Source organism: Janthinobacterium sp. BHSEK, assembly GCF_056174685.1.
Map to the genome: position 1 here is coordinate 93,106 of NZ_JBWBYV010000034.1, position 14,809 is coordinate 107,914.

Below are 14,809 nucleotides of genomic sequence, written 5' to 3' on the forward strand. Positions count from 1 at the left end.
CCATGGGGCGCACGGGAGTATCCGATGGGCTTGCGCCAGATCAGCTAAAATGATTCCACCAATATATTGAAACGGGAGTTCACATGGCAAGCAAGAAACCGAGCAAGGTGGCAAAGATCGACATCGGCATTTCCGAGGCGGACCGCGCGAAGATTGCGGAAGGCCTGTCCGGCCTGCTGGCCGACAGCTACACCTTGTACCTGATGACGCATAATTTTCACTGGAACGTCAAGGGACCGATGTTCAACACCCTGCACCTGATGTTCATGACGCAATACACGGAGCAGTGGGCCGCGCTGGACCTGATCGCCGAGCGTATCCGCGCTCTCGGCTATCCGGCGCCCGGCACCTACAAGGAATTCGTCAAGCTTGCTTCGATCAAGGAAATCGACGGCGTGCCGCCGGCCCTGGACATGGTCAGCCACCTGGTGGCGGCGCAGGAAGCGACCGCGCGCACGGCGCGCCGCCTGTTCCCGCTGCTGGAAAAAGCCAATGACCAGCCGACGGCCGACCTGATCACGCAGCGCCTCGATCTGCATGAAAAGACGGCGTGGATGCTGCGCAGCCTGCTCGAGGAATAATTGGCTGGTCTGGCGGCGCTAATTCGCCCCCGGCTATTGACGTCATCTGGAATTGCGTTAGACTGCTTGTATATAGGTGTTTGGCAAGAATAATATCAGGCAGTACAGCGCATTAAACCCCGTCGCTTATATAGGCTGCGGGGTTTTTTATTTTGGATTCACAAAGATGGAGGCATCATGGCTGAATGGGTAGGCTGGTTTGTAGCGGCTGGCGCGGTATTGATCCTGGAGCTGTTCACGGGCACGTTTTATCTGCTGATGATCGCCATCGGCATCAGTGCCGGAGGATTGGTGGCGCTGGCCGGCGGAAATGGCAGTTGGCAGGCCTTGACGGCCGCCGTGGTCGGCGTGGCGGCTACGCTGTTATTGCGGCGCAGCCGTTTTGGCAGGGCGGGGCGGCGCGATGCGGCGCAGGATCCGAATGTGAATCTGGATATCGGCCAAAGCGTGGCGGTCGCGCATTGGGTCGATGGCGTGGCGCGCGTCATGTATCGCGGCGCCTTGTGGGATGTGGAACTGATTCCCGGCAGCGATACGCAGGCCGGTCATTACACGATACGTGCCGTGCGTGGAAGCCGTTTGATTGTTGGATAACCTGGAGAATAGATTATGGAAGTAAGTATCGGAAGCATGTCGCTGATCTTGTTATTGCTGGCGTTGGTATTTGTCTTCAAGACGGTCAATGTGGTGCCGCAGCAGCATGCGTGGGTGGTGGAACGTTTGGGTAAGTTCCATGCGGTATTGGGGCCTGGCCTGAATATTGTCGTGCCTTTTGTTGATCGTATCGCTTACAAGCACGTGCTTAAGGAAATTCCACTCGACGTGCCGCCGCAGGTGTGCATTACGCGTGACAATACGCAATTGCAGGTGGATGGTATTCTGTATTTCCAGATTACCGATGCGATGCGTGCTTCATACGGCTCGTCGAATTATATTGCCGCCATTACGCAACTGGCGCAAACGACCTTGCGTTCGGTGATCGGTAAAATGGAACTCGACAAGACATTTGAAGAGCGCGACCATATCAATACGGCCATTGTGAATGCCATCGATGAATCGGCGGCGAATTGGGGCGTCAAGGTATTGCGCTATGAAATCAAGGATTTGACGCCGCCCAAGGAAATTTTGCATGCGATGCAGGCGCAGATTACGGCCGAGCGCGAAAAGCGCGCGCTGATTGCCGCCTCGGAAGGGCGCAAGCAGGAGCAGATCAATATCGCCAGCGGCGAGCGGGAAGCGAATATTGCCCGTTCGGAAGGCGAGAAGCAGGCATCGATCAACCGCGCCGAGGGCCAGGCCACGGCCATCGTCGCGCTGGCGCAGGCCAGCGCCGAAGCGTTGCGCCAGGTGGGCGCCGCCATCCGCGAGCCGGGTGGTGAAGATGCCGTCAACCTGAAAGTGGCCGAGCAGTATGTGGGCGCCTTCGCGCAATTGGCGAAAACGAATAACTCGATTATCGTACCGGCCAATCTGGGCGATATGAGCGGTTTGATCGCCACGGCGATGCAGGTGGTAAAAACGCAGAAACCGAAAAGCGGCGTGGCCATTCCTTGATTGCCTGCCGCTTGGGTGAATAGCAAATCCGTAGCATGTTTGTTGTCCAAACTGCCCGCTGTATAGCGGGCAGTTTGCATTTGCGCCGCCATGATTATCTGGCAGCAGCCGGGAAGGAGTATCTGCAGGTGAATGCGTAACGCTGAAAATATTTTCTTCATGCTATGCTGTGCGCACTTTCGGGATTATGTGCTGTCGTGCGGCGCTGATTTCTTTGAATGGCGTAAAATCTGCCGCGCATGCATGGTGATGATTGCGCCGATGTCCGGTGCAGATGTCGGGATCGGGTTTGATGCGATGGGCGATGGGCGATAGTATTGGCCCATGTCTATTTTTGAATTGTTATTTAGAATTACTATAAATTGCAATGAAACAAAAATTACTGCAGAATAAATGCGGCCGATGGCGCTGTATTGCATCGCCACCGCACCAGGCAGGGGTAGAGGTACTTGCGCAGACGGTTCATGTGCGCTGTTCCCTCCTTGATTGATGATTTACATCGCTTGAAAGCCGGGGAAGTCGGTTTTTTGGTAAAAGAATTGTAAAAAACAATCAAATCTTTAGAAAAAATCACCTCAGTCGCGTTACAATTGGATAGAATTTAACTGTTCAGTTATATTTTTCAACTCACACAAGGAAATATCATGGATCTGTCCAGCTTATCCCTGTCCGAACTGCGCACCTTGCAGGACGACATCAAGAAGCAAATGAAGAAACGCGAACAGGACGATCTGTCCAAGGCGCGCGAACAAATCCTGGCGATTGCCCAGAGCGTCGGCGTTTCCGTAAAAGACCTGGTTGGTACGGGCATCCGCGCTAAAACCGGCACGGTTGCCGTACGCTATCGCAATCCGGACGACGCGACGCAGCAATGGACTGGCCGTGGCCGTCAACCGAAATGGGTCAAGGAGTGGACCGATTCGGGCAAGTCGCGTGATCTGCTGAAGGTTTGATTCTGAAGGCGTAAAAAACCGTTCATTCGGATGCTTGTCCTGTGGAGTCGTGCAGGGGTAATACCAGGCAGCACGCAAGCATCCGGAACTTTACTGTTGTCTTGGGCCAGACAGGCCAAGCTGATGCATATCGCCGTATCTCCACGGTATTTTCGCCAATACCAGTCTTTCTCCCGCTTTATCTCTTTCTTTCCCTGTTTTATTCCCGTCGCGCTGAGTTTTTCCGCTGGGCGCAGGCAATCGGCAAAATAAAACCCGGCATATAGCCGGGCTTGCTGGTATCGGCGCAGCATGCTGCGCGCAGTGCCGGATCAGCGGCGGTGCGACTTCATTGCCGCCTGTACTTCGCGCGCGCCATCGCGGTCGCGTTCCGCCGCCCGCTTGTCGTGCTGTTTCTTGCCTTTGGCCAGACCGATTTCGCATTTCACTCGGCCGCCTTTGTAGTGCAGGTTGAGCGGCACCAGGGTGTAGCCCGAGCGTTCCACCTTGCCGATCAGCTTATCCATTTCCGCGCGGTGCAGCAGCAGCTTGCGCGTGCGCACCGCTTCCGGGTGGATGTGGGTGGAGGCGGTCGGCAGGGCGCTGATATGCGCGCCGAACAGGAAGAGTTCATCGCCGCGGACGACGACGTAGGCTTCCTTGATTTGTACGCGGGCGTCGCGGATGGCTTTGACTTCCCAGCCTTCCAGTACGATGCCCGCTTCGTAGCGATCCTCGATAAAGTAGTCGTGGAAGGCTTTTCTGTTGTCTGCTATGGTCATGAGATGGTAAATGTGCGCGGGTCGGTTAAACTACTGTCTCGCGCAAGCGCGATAAAATCAAATGTATCCAACATCATAGCAAATGGTTCTTCAATGGCAGTAGTACATAAATCAGTTTTTCTCGGCTATAGCGCCGAACAAATGTTCGCGCTGGTGGCGGCGGTGGAGGATTATCCCAAATTCCTGCCCTGGTGCGGTGCGGTCGAGATTCGCGAGCGGGGCGAGAACACGGTTGTCGCCAGCGTGGGCATACATTACCACGGCGTGCGTCAAAGCTTCACCACATCCAACGAGAACGTGCCGCCGACTTCCATCAAGATGAAGCTGGTGGACGGTCCTTTCAAGACCCTCGACGGCGTGTGGACCTTCAAGGCTCTGCGCGAAGATGCCTGCAAGATCGAACTGGACCTGCACTACGAATTTTCCAGCCGCGTGCTGGAGCAGATCATCGGCCCCGTCTTCGGCATGATCGCCAACAGCATGGTCGATTCCTTTTGCAAGCGCGCGGAGACCGTGTATGGCTGAGGCCAGCATTCAGGTGCAAGTCTGTTACGCCTTGCCGGATAGCAGTTTCCTGCGTACCTTGACGGTGCCCGCCGGCACCACCATCGAACAGGCGGTGACGCAGAGCGGCTTGCTGCAGGCCATCCCCGGCATCGACCTGGCCATCAATATGGTGGGCATCTATGGCAAGAAGAAGCCTTTGGATACCGTATTGCACGAGCATGACCGGGTGGAGGTGTATCGTCCCCTGCAGGCGGACCCGAAAGAAGCGCGCCGGCGCCGCGCTGGCAGCAAGCCCGCCAAGGCCTGAGGGCGGTGCTTGCCTGGCCGCTACATGGCGAGGGTCATTTTTTTGCCATTTTTAAATATCTTTTCTATGCTGCAAGGACGGAGGGCGCTTTTTTCTGTATAATCTGCTTTTGCGCCAATAGGAAATGCTATGCGTCTACTTCAAAAAGCACTCACATTCGATGACGTGCTGCTCGTCCCAGCCTACTCCAACGTTCTGCCCGCCGATACGTCCCTCAAAACTCGCCTGACCCGCAATATCACCCTGAATATTCCCTTGCTGTCCGCAGCCATGGATACGGTGACGGAAGCCCGTCTGGCGATCGCGATGGCCCAGGAAGGCGGCATCGGCATCATCCACAAGAATTTGAATCCGAAGGACCAGGCACGTGAAGTGGCCCGCGTAAAACGTTTCGAAGCTGGCGTGCTGCGCGATCCGATCACGATTCCGCCGGACATGAAAATCCGCGACGTGATCGCCCTGACGGAACAATACGGCATCAGCGGTTTCCCTGTCGTCAAAGGCAAGGAAGTCGTCGGCATCATCACCAACCGCGATTTGCGCTTTGAGCAGGAACTCGACGCGGAAGCTTCCGCCAAGATGACCCCGCGCGAAAAGCTGGTGGTCGTCAAGGAAGACGCCGATACGGCCGAAGCCAAGCGCCTGATGAACAAGCACCGCCTCGAGCGCGTGCTGGTCGTCAACGACGCGTTTGAACTGCGCGGCCTGATCACCGTCAAGGATATCCAGAAGTCGACTTCCCACCCGTTCGCGTCGAAAGACAGCCAGGGCAAACTGTTGGTCGGCGCTGCCGTCGGCGTGGGCGCCAAGGATGAAGAGCGCATCGACCTGCTGGTCGCCGCCGGCGTCGACGTGCTGGTGGTCGACACGGCCCACGGCCACTCGCAAGGCATTCTCGATCGCGTACGCTGGATCAAGACCAAGTACCCGCAAGTGGAAGTGATTGGCGGCAACATCGCTACCGCCGCCGCCGCCAAGGCGCTGGTGGAATACGGCGCCGATGCGGTCAAGGTCGGCATCGGTCCTGGTTCGATCTGCACCACGCGTATCGTCGCCGGTGTGGGCGTGCCGCAAATCACCGCCATCTCGAACGTGGCCGAAGCTTTGGCCGGCACGGGCGTGCCATGTATCGCCGACGGCGGCATCCGCTTCTCGGGCGATATCTCGAAAGCGCTGGCCGCCGGCGCCTCGACCGTCATGATGGGTTCCATGTTTGCCGGTACGGAAGAAGCACCGGGCGAAGTGATCCTGTACCAGGGCCGCAGCTACAAATCGTACCGCGGCATGGGTTCGCTGGGCGCGATGTCCGATGGTTCGGCCGACCGCTATTTCCAGGACGCCACCATGAAGGCCGACAAGTTTGTGCCTGAAGGTATCGAAGGCCGCGTGGCCTACAAGGGCAGCGTGCTGGCGATCATCTTCCAGCTGGTGGGCGGCGTGCGTCAATCGATGGGTTACTGCGGTTGCGCCACCATCGACGAACTGCGCGAAAAGGCGGAATTCGTGGAAATCACCTCGGCCGGCATGCGCGAGTCGCATGTCCATGATGTGCAGATTACCAAAGAAGCCCCTAACTACCGTTCAGAGTAAGCGTACTGGAGAAACTGTCCATGACTGCGTTCCAGTGCCTCGCCGTACTATTCGTACTGTCTTCGGCACTGCGCCTTGCCCTGAACAGTTTTCCAGCTACGCTATTGTGGTAGCGACAGACCAGACCGGCGCCTAGTGCGCCGGTTTTGTAATGACCTCAGATAAAGTCCCCATCATGCATTCTAAAATCCTCATTCTCGATTTCGGTTCCCAAGTCACCCAGTTGATCGCCCGCCGCGTGCGCGATTCCGGCGTGTTTTCCGAAGTCTTTCCGTATGACGTCAGCGACGAATTCGTGCGCAACTATGGCGCCGCCGGCGTGATCCTGTCGGGCAGCCACAACTCCACGCTGGACGGCGATTCGCCGCGCGCGCCGCAAGCCGTGTTCGAGCTGGGCGTGCCCGTGCTGGGCATCTGCTACGGCATGCAAACCATGGCGGCCCAGCTGGGCGGCAAGGTGGAAAACGGCCTGGTACGCGAATTCGGCTACGCCGAAGTGCGCGCCCGCAGCCACACCAAATTGCTCAACGGTATTGCCGACTTCGTCACCGACGAAGGCCACGGCATGCTGAAAGTGTGGATGAGCCATGGCGACAAGGTGCTGGAAATGCCACCAGGCTTCAAACTGATGGGCAACACCCCAAGCTGCCCGATCGCCGCCATGGCCGATGAAGAGCGCCAGTTCTACGGCGTGCAATTCCATCCGGAAGTGACGCACACGGTGCAGGGCAAGGCCATGATCGGCCGTTTCGTGCATGAGATCTGTGGTTGCAAGTCGGACTGGAACATGCCTGACTACATCAGCGAAGCGGTGGAAAAGATCCGCGCGCAAGTCGGTACCGATGATGTCATCCTGGGCTTGTCCGGCGGCGTCGATTCGTCCGTGGCCGCTGCGCTGATCCACCGCGCCATCGGCGACCAGCTGACCTGCGTCTTCGTCGACCATGGCCTGCTGCGCCTGGACGAAGGCAAGATGGTGATGGACATGTTCGCCAAGAACCTGGGCGTGAAAGTCATCCGCGTCGATGCGGAAGAGCAGTTCATGGGCCACTTGGCCGGCGTCACCGACCCCGAGCAGAAGCGCAAGATCATCGGTCGCGAATTCGTCGAAGTCTTTCAGGTGGAATCCGGCAAGCTGGTCAACGCCAAATGGCTGGCGCAAGGCACGATCTACCCGGACGTCATCGAATCGGCCGGCAAGGGCAAGAAGGGCCAGACCATCAAGAGCCACCACAACGTGGGCGGCTTGCCGGACACCATGAAGCTCAAGCTGCTCGAACCGTTGCGCGAACTGTTCAAGGACGAAGTGCGCAAACTGGGCGTGGCCCTGGGCTTGCCGCATGACATGGTCTACCGCCACCCGTTCCCGGGCCCGGGCCTGGGCGTGCGCATCCTCGGCGAAGTCAAGAAAGACTACGCCGACCTGCTGCGCCGCGCCGACGCCATCTTCATCGAAGAACTGCGCAATACGCCGTATGAACCGGTGGTGGTGCCTGGCTTCGACCAGGATAGCGTGCCGACCAACTGGTACGAAGCGACGAGCCAGGCTTTTGCCGTCTTCCTGCCCGTCAAATCGGTGGGCGTGATGGGCGACGGCCGCACCTACGAATACGTGGTGGCCCTGCGCGCCGTGCAGACGCAGGACTTCATGACGGCGCATTGGGCGCACCTGCCGCACAGCCTGCTGGGCAAGGTGTCGAACCGCATCATCAATGAAGTGCGCGGCATCAACCGCGTCGTCTACGATATTTCGGGCAAGCCGCCGGCGACCATTGAGTGGGAATAATCTCCCGTCCGGCACCGTAAGGTAACGCCGGGTCAATGCAACAGCTAAGCCCCTGATTTTTCAGGGGCTTTTTTTATTTTGTCTGACAAACCCAAGCAACCCATAGCAGGGTAATCCCCCCATTTTAGATTGCACTAAAAGTAGAGGTTAAGCGGCCATCGCAAGCTTCTGTTTTGGCGTGATACCGTCAGGTGCCATGTCGCGTCAGCCGCGATGGCAACTCTACCGCCAGCATGCAAGATCGTCGATCCTATTTCGCGCCTCAAGTAAATGAGGGGTAGGCTGTCGAAGCCAACTGTGCCGTTATACCGCTCAGAAGCAGGCATTCTGCCGTGGTTGCTCGATCGAAAATAATACCATTTACCATCCGTTATGCCGGGGAAGGTTCAAGTCTACCTTTTACATCGGCATCAATGTCCCAATTCGCATTTAGAACAAAGAAAAGCTCATTGCGCTCCGATCCAACCGCATTATTATTCATTTTGAATCGTGCTTACCTGACGTGTCTGGAAAATATGCCATAAATGCAACTTATTGCGTTGCAGCACCTATTCAGGAGCATCATTTGAGCAGACCTCTCATTGTCATGGGCGACAAGACCAGTCATGGTGGCACGGTTATCAGCGCCGATTTCACTTGTGACATCAATGGCAAGAATATAGCGCGCGTCGGCGACATGACGGTATGCCCCAAATGCAAGGGCACGTTCCCCATCACGTCCGGGCCGAGCGACCTGGTAGACGGCAGTGGCAACGGTTATGCGCGTCACATGGATTCGACCGCTTGCGGTGCAAAACTGATTTCCGGCCAAATCACGACGATCTGGTTGGACCAGTCCAGCGTGGGCGACCCGGCTGATGTCGACGACAATGACGTGATGGAAACCGCCGGCAACATCGCCGCAAATACCGACTCCGGCATTTGCCTCGAATGCTTGCTGTCCGCTGCCGCCGCTGGCGCGACCACCGTTATCAGGGAGTGACAATATTGATTGACGTCCTGGAACGCCTGAAGCAACTTCAGCAACATCACTCGGCGCTGTGCCTATACGCACTGGTCGACGGTGTTCAATATGAGACACACCGCCAAACGCGCATGACGGAAGATGGGACGCGCTACCCGCTATTTACCGGCACACCCGACGCTGCGCTCGCGCATGCAGGCCCCTGGTTGGTCGACGTGGCGGGAGCAGCGCCTTCGTTTCTTGGAGACCTGGCCGCACTGGAGCAAGAAACACCTTCCGTTACCTGGCTGTTCGCCGTGCAGGACCTTGGTGGCCTGGCGCAGTTGCTGCAACTACACTTGGAAACACGGCTACCGGATGGCCGCGCAGCGCTGCTGCGCTTTTGGGATCCGCGCGTGTTGGTGAAGCTGGCAAAAATACTTGAGCCGGCACAGCGGGAGGCGATGTTTGGCCACATTCATGAATGGCACTTGCTGCTCGACGGCAAGCGGGCAATCATAGGGAGGCGCGATGCTGACGTTTAGTGAGGAGCAATGGCGTGCCGTCCAGACGGGCGACATGAGCGATTTCGTCATCGCAGTGGCGGACCAATTTTTGTCCAAGCGTGCCGACATGGCAAGCCAGCCAGGCCGGGCGACCGTGATCGAGCGCATGCTGGCGGCCTACACCTACGCCATTCGAATCGGTTTTAGGTCCACGCCGCATATGGTACATCTGATGTACCTGTCAGCCGACGCACCCGGGATCCATGACGACCCGCTAGTCGATGCCTACCTGCGCAAGCCCGGCGCCACGCCGGAGCAGCGGTTCGACGAACTGATCGCTGTAATGGATAAAAAACTGGAAGGTGAGTAATAATGGGCGCGCTACCGATATTGGTGATACCAGCAGTCGTGGAGAAAATTTTGTTAGCCTTGGGTGTCGCCGCCGCAGGTGCCGTGATCACGGACGAGGCATTGCGCAAACGCAAAAAAGAGGCAGAAGAGGCAAAAGACGCCCGCGTCACCCCCCTCGCGCGTGCCGAGACGCGAAGCGATACCAAAGAAAGATGTCGGTGCCCGCCAGACAAGGGTACGCTTATGGCTGTTCCACACAGCATGTCGCCAGCCGCGCGCGATTATCAAGCCCGTATCACCGGTTTTCTGATTGGTATGGAATGGTTGTTCGAAGGAAAGGACTTTGACGGCTTCCAATCCCGCCTGTGCTTGTTGCAGGAAGCAAAAGCGGATTATGATCAATTTTTCAAGGCAAACGGCGAATTCAGGTACGATTTCCAAGAAAATATTTTCATGAGGATGGAATTAAAGCAGGCCACAGACCAGTCAAAGATTGTCATGGGTAATCCGCCGGCCTCGCTGAAATGGTACTTTCAAACGCCACTCGCTTACGAATATATGGAGCCCAAATTAGCTGCCTTGGGAATTACCGCCTACTACCTTCCATAAAAATATGACAATAATCAATGTTTCTTATAAGCGCGATGCAACGCGTACCTCTCTCGCTTTCCGACCTAACGTCCAAGAAATCGCGATCACTATCCAGTTTTTGAATAAAACTGCGGCATTTGGGAAAAACTGGTTTCTATCGCAGGATACGGAAGCGAAGTCGTTTCTGTATCCGGTCTTCGATGCCTCGGGGGAACTCACCACAGCCGCTGAAGCCGTACTTGAAGCCGAGTTCAAGGGTGAGACATCCCGATTTCTCAGTGCCTGGAATGGCGAACTCGGTGACGGTGAAGGCGCGACCATGGCGCTTGGGTTCAGCGACAGTGACTGGCCCGCACGGACTTTTAGGATCAGCGATCACGGTCAAGGCACGAGACGACTCGGCATTGATGGCGTGAAAGAGCTGCTGTCCATTATCGCGAGGTCCCTGCGGCCGGTCTTTATCACGGTTGCACGTAATCAGTATTTTAAAAAACAGGTCTTCAAGGATCGTCCCGGTGTTGGCTGGATGTTGTACCTGCCGCGCATACTCACGGTCCAACAGGTGCCAGAGGCACGCGCTTTAGTGCCCGTCATGGCGACGGGCGAGCAAGGTAAAGACAAGCAGATCGGCACCATCATCGTGAGTGTCACCGACGAGCCTTTCAATGATGAGAATCCTGAGCACGTCAAGATCGCCAATGCCATTGAAATTCGTCTGGTCGATCAGGACTTGCTGCCTCGTTATGTCGATATTTGACGAAGGATAACTCGCTTCGATGAAAATATCCTGCCATGCAGGGGATAATCATTGTTCGACAACAAGGTCAAGTCAATTGGTCTTTGGTACATCGTCCTAATCTGCAGTAGCTGCATGCTGACCGGATTTGATATCCGAGTTTGCAGCTTGCCTGGTCCGGCTCGTGCGAGCGCCTGGCTGAGCATGGGGCATCGGCGGTGCCGCAACTGGCGGTTGGCTATGGCGTGTCGCTCAGCATGCCGATCCTGGACGGTGGCCACATTCGCGCCAATATCGCGGTGCTGGACGCGCGTGCGAAGGAGGCGATGGCCAAGTACGAGAAAGCCATGCTGGGCGCGCTGGTCGATGTGGAGTCGAGGCTGAGCCAATGGACGTCCTCCGGCAGTGCCCTGGAGGAGTGGCGGCGGGTGGACGCGGCAGGCAGCGCGGCGGCGGGCAATGCTGCTCAGCTGTATGAAGCTGGCATGGCGGACATGGGCGCGGTGCTCGACGCGCGCCGGACTCACTTGCAGGCACGCGATGCGCTGGCCCAAGCCGTGGGTGCACGCTGGGAGGCAGCCGTCGGTTTGCGGCGGGCCTTCGCCGGCGCCTTGTGATCCTGGCCGTCGAGCATGAGACGATGATGGTATTTCTGGTGGTATGGTCGTGCTGGTATCCGTATATTCCTCGTCAATCCAAGGATATATCGCTATCGTTGAGCATCGAGTAGGAGTGATAAGTTCGCTTTAACTAATTGATTTTAAAGTGAAATATATGGCCGTTGATCATTCCAACAGAATGATCAACGGCCATTTTTTTGATGTGCGTGCGCTTAAGCCGTCGCGCCAGGGAAATGCCTGCGTTGCCCCCTGCAGCGCGAGCCCAGGTGAATGACACCATCCAGCGATCAGCCGTTTTTGGCTTCGCAGGCTGGCGCATGGATCGCGTTGCGCATATTTTCCCCGTGAACTGCACCACCCAGTTGCCGCGAAAGTCTCTATCAGCGCTTATTTTTCGCTCTGGCCTGCGGACTCGGCGCAAGCCAAGGCTTTTTTGTGCATGGCGTCGAGGCCCTGATGCGCGAGGTCCAGCAGCGCTATTTCGACACTGCTGCCATTTTGCATGGCCAGGCGCTTCACGGCGCCGGCAAGCGCGGGGGGCAGTTCCAGAGAGTTCAGGATCAGTCCCCCTCCCGCTGGCACTGGCGGGGCGATGTGCGTCCCTCTGGCGATGGGCAAGGTCCCGTGCACAAGCCAGGCGGTGCTGACGCCGAGGGCTGCGGCAATCTTCTCTGCCGCGTCCATCCGAAGACTGGCTTTGCCTGATTCATAGCGATACAGCTGCGTGGGATTGATGCCTGCCAGTTCGGCAAGCAGTACTTGTGAGAGACGAAGATCCTCGCGGCAGCTTTTGAGCCGCTCAGAAACATGGGTGTTGTCGGACATATGTATTGCCTTTCAATATACAACGTTCGTCAATGCGCCATCCGCGATCACATCCGGATACGCCTGATAGACACAGGTGGTCGCTTCATCGTAGGTGGCCCTGCTTGGATGCTCAGGGATGGCTGACGTCGGGTGCTGATCATCTTGCATGATTACCTTGCTTGAAGCCAGAGTGAAGCCAGGCAAGTTTTACCACGATGGATACATCCGGTGAGAATATTTGGAGGGGCAGCAGTTCATCGGTCCATGCCGCCTGTCGTTGCCGGTTCTCCTGCCGCAAGCTGCGCACCTGTTTACTAGTGGTAATGTGATAGTTGAAATGCAGTTACTAAACAGCTAAAGTTCTCAAGAAATAAATAAAATTGCCACACGGAAATAATTATTTTATAATCTACTTAAGAAAATAATTACGTAAGGCAACATATGCACCTGCGCTTGACGCCATGGTGCGGTGTATTTTTGTTCAGCGGCACCTTGTGTGCCGCCGTGTCCGCGCAGACCCGTCCCGAAATCGCGCCGCCCCTTCCCACTCCGCCTGGCCTCGGCCAGCGCGACGATGCCAGCCAAGAACTGATACGCCAGCAAGAACGCGAGCGCCTCCTGCGCCAGCAGCAGGAGCGCCAGCCCGACGTGCGCCTGCTCGATGCGCCCGCGGCCGCCTCCGCCAACCGCTTGCCGGCAGGCGAGTCGCCGTGTTTTACGATCAACCACCTGCAATTGCGGGGTGAGGATGCCGCCCGGTTCCAGTGGGCATTGGATGCCGCCAGCCGCGACGACCTGGGCGCGCCGGATTCTGCGCTGGGGCGCTGCCTGGGCACGCAGGCCATCAATGTGCTGATGGGGCGGCTGCAGAACGCCATCATCGCGCGCGGCTACGTCACCACGCGCGTGCTGGCCGAGCCGCAGGATTTGAGCCGTGGCACCCTGGCCTTGAGCCTGATACCGGGGCGCATCCGCCAGATCGGCTTTGCACCCGGCACCAATCCCCGCGCCACCTGGTGGAACGCCGTGCCGGCGCGGCCGGGCGACTTGCTCAATGTGCGCGATACGGAACAGGCGCTGGAAAACTTCAAGCGCGTGCCGACGGCCGAAGCCGATATCCAGATCATGCCGGCCGAGGGTGGCAATGCGAAGCCGGGCGAGAGCGACCTGCAGATCCAGTGGAAACAGGGCTTGCCGTTCCGCCTGGCGCTGGGCCTCGACGACGGCGGCTCGCGCTCGACGGGCAAGCTGCAGGGCAGCGTGACCCTGTCGTATGACCACTGGCTGACCCTGAACGACCTGTTTTACCTGAGCTTGAACCAGAACGTCGACGGCGACCGCAATGGCCCGCGCGGCACGGGCGGCATGGTGGCCCACTATTCGATTCCCTACGCCTACTGGCTGCTGGCCTTCACGGCCAGCGACAGCCGCTATCACCAGTCCGTGGCCGGCATCAGCCAGGACTACAACTACAGCGGCGCCAGTCAGAACAAGGAAGTCAAGTTGTCGCGCCTGGTGTACCGCGACGCCTCGCGCAAGACGACGCTGTCCCTGCGCGGCTGGCAGCGTGCCGCGCAAAATTTCATCGACGACACGGAAGTAGAAGTGCAGCGCCGCCGCATGGCCGGCTGGGAACTGGGCATCGGCCACCGCGAATTCATGGGACAGGCCACCCTGGACCTGAACCTGCAATACCGGCGCGGCACGGGCGCGATGCATGCGCTGACAGCGCCCGAGGAAGCGTTCGGCGAAGGCACGTCGCGCTTCAAGCTCATCCTGGCCGACGCGGCCCTGTCGGCGCCGTTCACGCTGGCCGGCCAGCCGCTGCGCTACGCGGGCAGCTGGCGCATGCAGCACAACCGCACGCCGCTGGTGCCGCAGGACCGCTTCGCCATCGGCGGGCGCTACACGGTGCGCGGTTATGACGGAGAAAGCAGCCTGTCGGCCGAGCGCGGCTGGCTGCTGCGCAACGAAGTCGGCGTGCCGCTGGGCAGCAGCGGCCAGGAAGCGTATGCCGGCCTGGACCACGGCGAAGTATCGGGACCGTCCGCCGAATGGCTGATCGCGCGCCGGCTGACGGGCGGCTTCGTCGGCTTGCGCGGCCAGTGGCTGGGGGTGCAGTACGACGCCTTTGTCGGCTGGCCCGTGCACAAGCCCGAGCTGTTCCGTACGGCCAGCCATACGGCCGGCTTCAGCCTGAACGCCAGCTATTAAAA

General features: G+C 58.0%; 18 protein-coding genes. 16 read left to right on the plus strand and 2 right to left on the minus strand.

All coding sequences use genetic code 11. The features are described from left to right. Positions 1-83: 83 nt before the first annotated feature. From AC0V2Y_RS14010 to AC0V2Y_RS14030, 5 genes are all read left to right on the plus strand, one after another. A complete protein-coding gene (locus AC0V2Y_RS14010) occupies positions 84-581 on the plus strand; it encodes a Dps family protein (protein ID WP_070304020.1) in 498 nt (165 codons plus the stop codon). A gap of 177 nt (positions 582-758) precedes the next feature. Beyond that, positions 759-1,175, plus strand: a complete 417-nt coding sequence (locus AC0V2Y_RS14015) for an NfeD family protein (RefSeq protein ID WP_475414229.1) — start codon at positions 759-761, stop codon at positions 1,173-1,175. Between the two features lie 15 nt (positions 1,176-1,190). Next, positions 1,191-2,135 (plus strand): SPFH domain-containing protein, encoded by a 945-nt coding sequence (locus AC0V2Y_RS14020; protein ID WP_326458630.1) that lies wholly within the window; start codon positions 1,191-1,193, stop codon positions 2,133-2,135. Between the two features lie 132 nt (positions 2,136-2,267). After that, positions 2,268-2,450, plus strand: coding sequence for a hypothetical protein (locus tag AC0V2Y_RS14025; protein ID WP_475414228.1), 183 nt, complete (start codon positions 2,268-2,270; stop codon positions 2,448-2,450). A 329-nt stretch (positions 2,451-2,779) separates the two neighbouring features. Then, a complete protein-coding gene (locus AC0V2Y_RS14030) occupies positions 2,780-3,088 on the plus strand; it encodes an H-NS histone family protein (RefSeq protein WP_010397665.1) in 309 nt (102 codons plus the stop codon). A 311-nt stretch (positions 3,089-3,399) separates the two neighbouring features. Here AC0V2Y_RS14030 and smpB read toward each other — a convergent pair whose 3' ends face one another. After that, positions 3,400-3,849: an SsrA-binding protein SmpB gene (smpB, locus tag AC0V2Y_RS14035; RefSeq protein ID WP_034784131.1), complete on the minus strand. Its 450-nt coding sequence runs from the start codon at positions 3,847-3,849 to the stop codon at positions 3,400-3,402. A gap of 93 nt (positions 3,850-3,942) precedes the next feature. On the opposite strand from smpB, the gene AC0V2Y_RS14040 reads away from it, so the two are divergent. The 10 genes from AC0V2Y_RS14040 (at position 3,943) to AC0V2Y_RS14085 (ending at position 11,783) form a co-directional block, all read left to right on the plus strand. Continuing rightward, positions 3,943-4,374 (plus strand): type II toxin-antitoxin system RatA family toxin, encoded by a 432-nt coding sequence (locus AC0V2Y_RS14040; protein ID WP_035818194.1) that lies wholly within the window; start codon positions 3,943-3,945, stop codon positions 4,372-4,374. After that, positions 4,367-4,663 (plus strand): RnfH family protein, encoded by a 297-nt coding sequence (locus AC0V2Y_RS14045; RefSeq protein WP_475414227.1) that lies wholly within the window; start codon positions 4,367-4,369, stop codon positions 4,661-4,663. Before AC0V2Y_RS14040 ends, AC0V2Y_RS14045 begins: the two co-directional genes overlap by 8 nt. A gap of 129 nt (positions 4,664-4,792) precedes the next feature. Then, positions 4,793-6,253, plus strand: coding sequence for an IMP dehydrogenase (gene guaB, locus AC0V2Y_RS14050; RefSeq protein ID WP_475414226.1), 1,461 nt, complete (start codon positions 4,793-4,795; stop codon positions 6,251-6,253). A gap of 175 nt (positions 6,254-6,428) precedes the next feature. Beyond that, complete coding sequence (gene guaA / locus AC0V2Y_RS14055; RefSeq protein ID WP_071077664.1) at positions 6,429-8,039, plus strand: glutamine-hydrolyzing GMP synthase; 1,611 nt, start codon at positions 6,429-6,431, stop codon at positions 8,037-8,039. A 586-nt stretch (positions 8,040-8,625) separates the two neighbouring features. Continuing rightward, positions 8,626-9,021 carry a PAAR domain-containing protein gene (locus tag AC0V2Y_RS14060; protein WP_475414225.1) on the plus strand — a complete coding sequence of 132 codons (396 nt, stop codon included), beginning with the start codon at positions 8,626-8,628 and terminating at the stop codon, positions 9,019-9,021. Then, on the plus strand, positions 9,018-9,527 hold the full coding sequence (locus AC0V2Y_RS14065) for a DUF4123 domain-containing protein (RefSeq protein ID WP_475414224.1): 510 nt from the start codon (positions 9,018-9,020) through the stop codon (positions 9,525-9,527). Before AC0V2Y_RS14060 ends, AC0V2Y_RS14065 begins: the two co-directional genes overlap by 4 nt. Before the next feature lie 34 nt (positions 9,528-9,561). Next, positions 9,562-9,858 (plus strand): hypothetical protein, encoded by a 297-nt coding sequence (locus tag AC0V2Y_RS14070; RefSeq protein WP_475414223.1) that lies wholly within the window; start codon positions 9,562-9,564, stop codon positions 9,856-9,858. Positions 9,859-9,896: 38 nt separating this feature from the next. Then, positions 9,897-10,448 (plus strand): Tox-REase-5 domain-containing protein, encoded by a 552-nt coding sequence (locus AC0V2Y_RS14075; RefSeq protein WP_475414222.1) that lies wholly within the window; start codon positions 9,897-9,899, stop codon positions 10,446-10,448. Between the two features lie 4 nt (positions 10,449-10,452). Continuing rightward, positions 10,453-11,187, plus strand: a complete 735-nt coding sequence (locus AC0V2Y_RS14080; protein ID WP_475414221.1) for an immunity 52 family protein — start codon at positions 10,453-10,455, stop codon at positions 11,185-11,187. Positions 11,188-11,327: 140 nt separating this feature from the next. Further along, the gene (locus AC0V2Y_RS14085) at positions 11,328-11,783 is read left to right on the plus strand and encodes a TolC family protein (protein WP_475414220.1); all 456 of its coding nucleotides are present in this window, start codon (positions 11,328-11,330) and stop codon (positions 11,781-11,783) included. A 390-nt stretch (positions 11,784-12,173) separates the two neighbouring features. Here the strand turns inward: AC0V2Y_RS14085 and AC0V2Y_RS14090 are convergent, their stop codons facing one another. Beyond that, entirely contained in the window at positions 12,174-12,611 is a 438-nt protein-coding gene (locus AC0V2Y_RS14090) for a helix-turn-helix domain-containing protein (RefSeq protein WP_475414219.1), read from the minus strand. Positions 12,612-13,034: 423 nt separating this feature from the next. Between AC0V2Y_RS14090 and AC0V2Y_RS14095 the strand changes: the two genes are divergently transcribed. Next, on the plus strand, positions 13,035-14,807 hold the full coding sequence (locus AC0V2Y_RS14095; RefSeq protein ID WP_475414218.1) for a ShlB/FhaC/HecB family hemolysin secretion/activation protein: 1,773 nt from the start codon (positions 13,035-13,037) through the stop codon (positions 14,805-14,807). The last annotated feature ends 2 nt before the right edge of the window (positions 14,808-14,809 follow it).

Bases quoted from the DNA above. Each gene is read 5' to 3' on its own strand.
- AC0V2Y_RS14010 (WP_070304020.1), top strand. From the start codon at position 84: ATGGCAAGCAAGAAACCGAGCAAGGTGGCAAAGATCGACATCGGCATT.
- AC0V2Y_RS14015 (WP_475414229.1), top strand. From the start codon at position 759: ATGGCTGAATGGGTAGGCTGGTTTGTAGCGGCTGGCGCGGTATTGATC.
- AC0V2Y_RS14020 (WP_326458630.1), top strand. From the start codon at position 1,191: ATGGAAGTAAGTATCGGAAGCATGTCGCTGATCTTGTTATTGCTGGCG.
- AC0V2Y_RS14025 (WP_475414228.1), top strand. From the start codon at position 2,268: ATGCGTAACGCTGAAAATATTTTCTTCATGCTATGCTGTGCGCACTTT.
- AC0V2Y_RS14030 (WP_010397665.1), top strand. From the start codon at position 2,780: ATGGATCTGTCCAGCTTATCCCTGTCCGAACTGCGCACCTTGCAGGAC.
- smpB (WP_034784131.1), bottom strand. From the start codon at position 3,849: ATGACCATAGCAGACAACAGAAAAGCCTTCCACGACTACTTTATCGAG.
- AC0V2Y_RS14040 (WP_035818194.1), top strand. From the start codon at position 3,943: ATGGCAGTAGTACATAAATCAGTTTTTCTCGGCTATAGCGCCGAACAA.
- AC0V2Y_RS14045 (WP_475414227.1), top strand. From the start codon at position 4,367: ATGGCTGAGGCCAGCATTCAGGTGCAAGTCTGTTACGCCTTGCCGGAT.
- guaB (WP_475414226.1), top strand. From the start codon at position 4,793: ATGCGTCTACTTCAAAAAGCACTCACATTCGATGACGTGCTGCTCGTC.
- guaA (WP_071077664.1), top strand. From the start codon at position 6,429: ATGCATTCTAAAATCCTCATTCTCGATTTCGGTTCCCAAGTCACCCAG.
- AC0V2Y_RS14060 (WP_475414225.1), top strand. From the start codon at position 8,626: ATGGGCGACAAGACCAGTCATGGTGGCACGGTTATCAGCGCCGATTTC.
- AC0V2Y_RS14070 (WP_475414223.1), top strand. From the start codon at position 9,562: ATGAGCGATTTCGTCATCGCAGTGGCGGACCAATTTTTGTCCAAGCGT.
- AC0V2Y_RS14080 (WP_475414221.1), top strand. From the start codon at position 10,453: ATGACAATAATCAATGTTTCTTATAAGCGCGATGCAACGCGTACCTCT.
- AC0V2Y_RS14090 (WP_475414219.1), bottom strand. From the start codon at position 12,611: ATGTCCGACAACACCCATGTTTCTGAGCGGCTCAAAAGCTGCCGCGAG.
- AC0V2Y_RS14095 (WP_475414218.1), top strand. From the start codon at position 13,035: ATGCACCTGCGCTTGACGCCATGGTGCGGTGTATTTTTGTTCAGCGGC.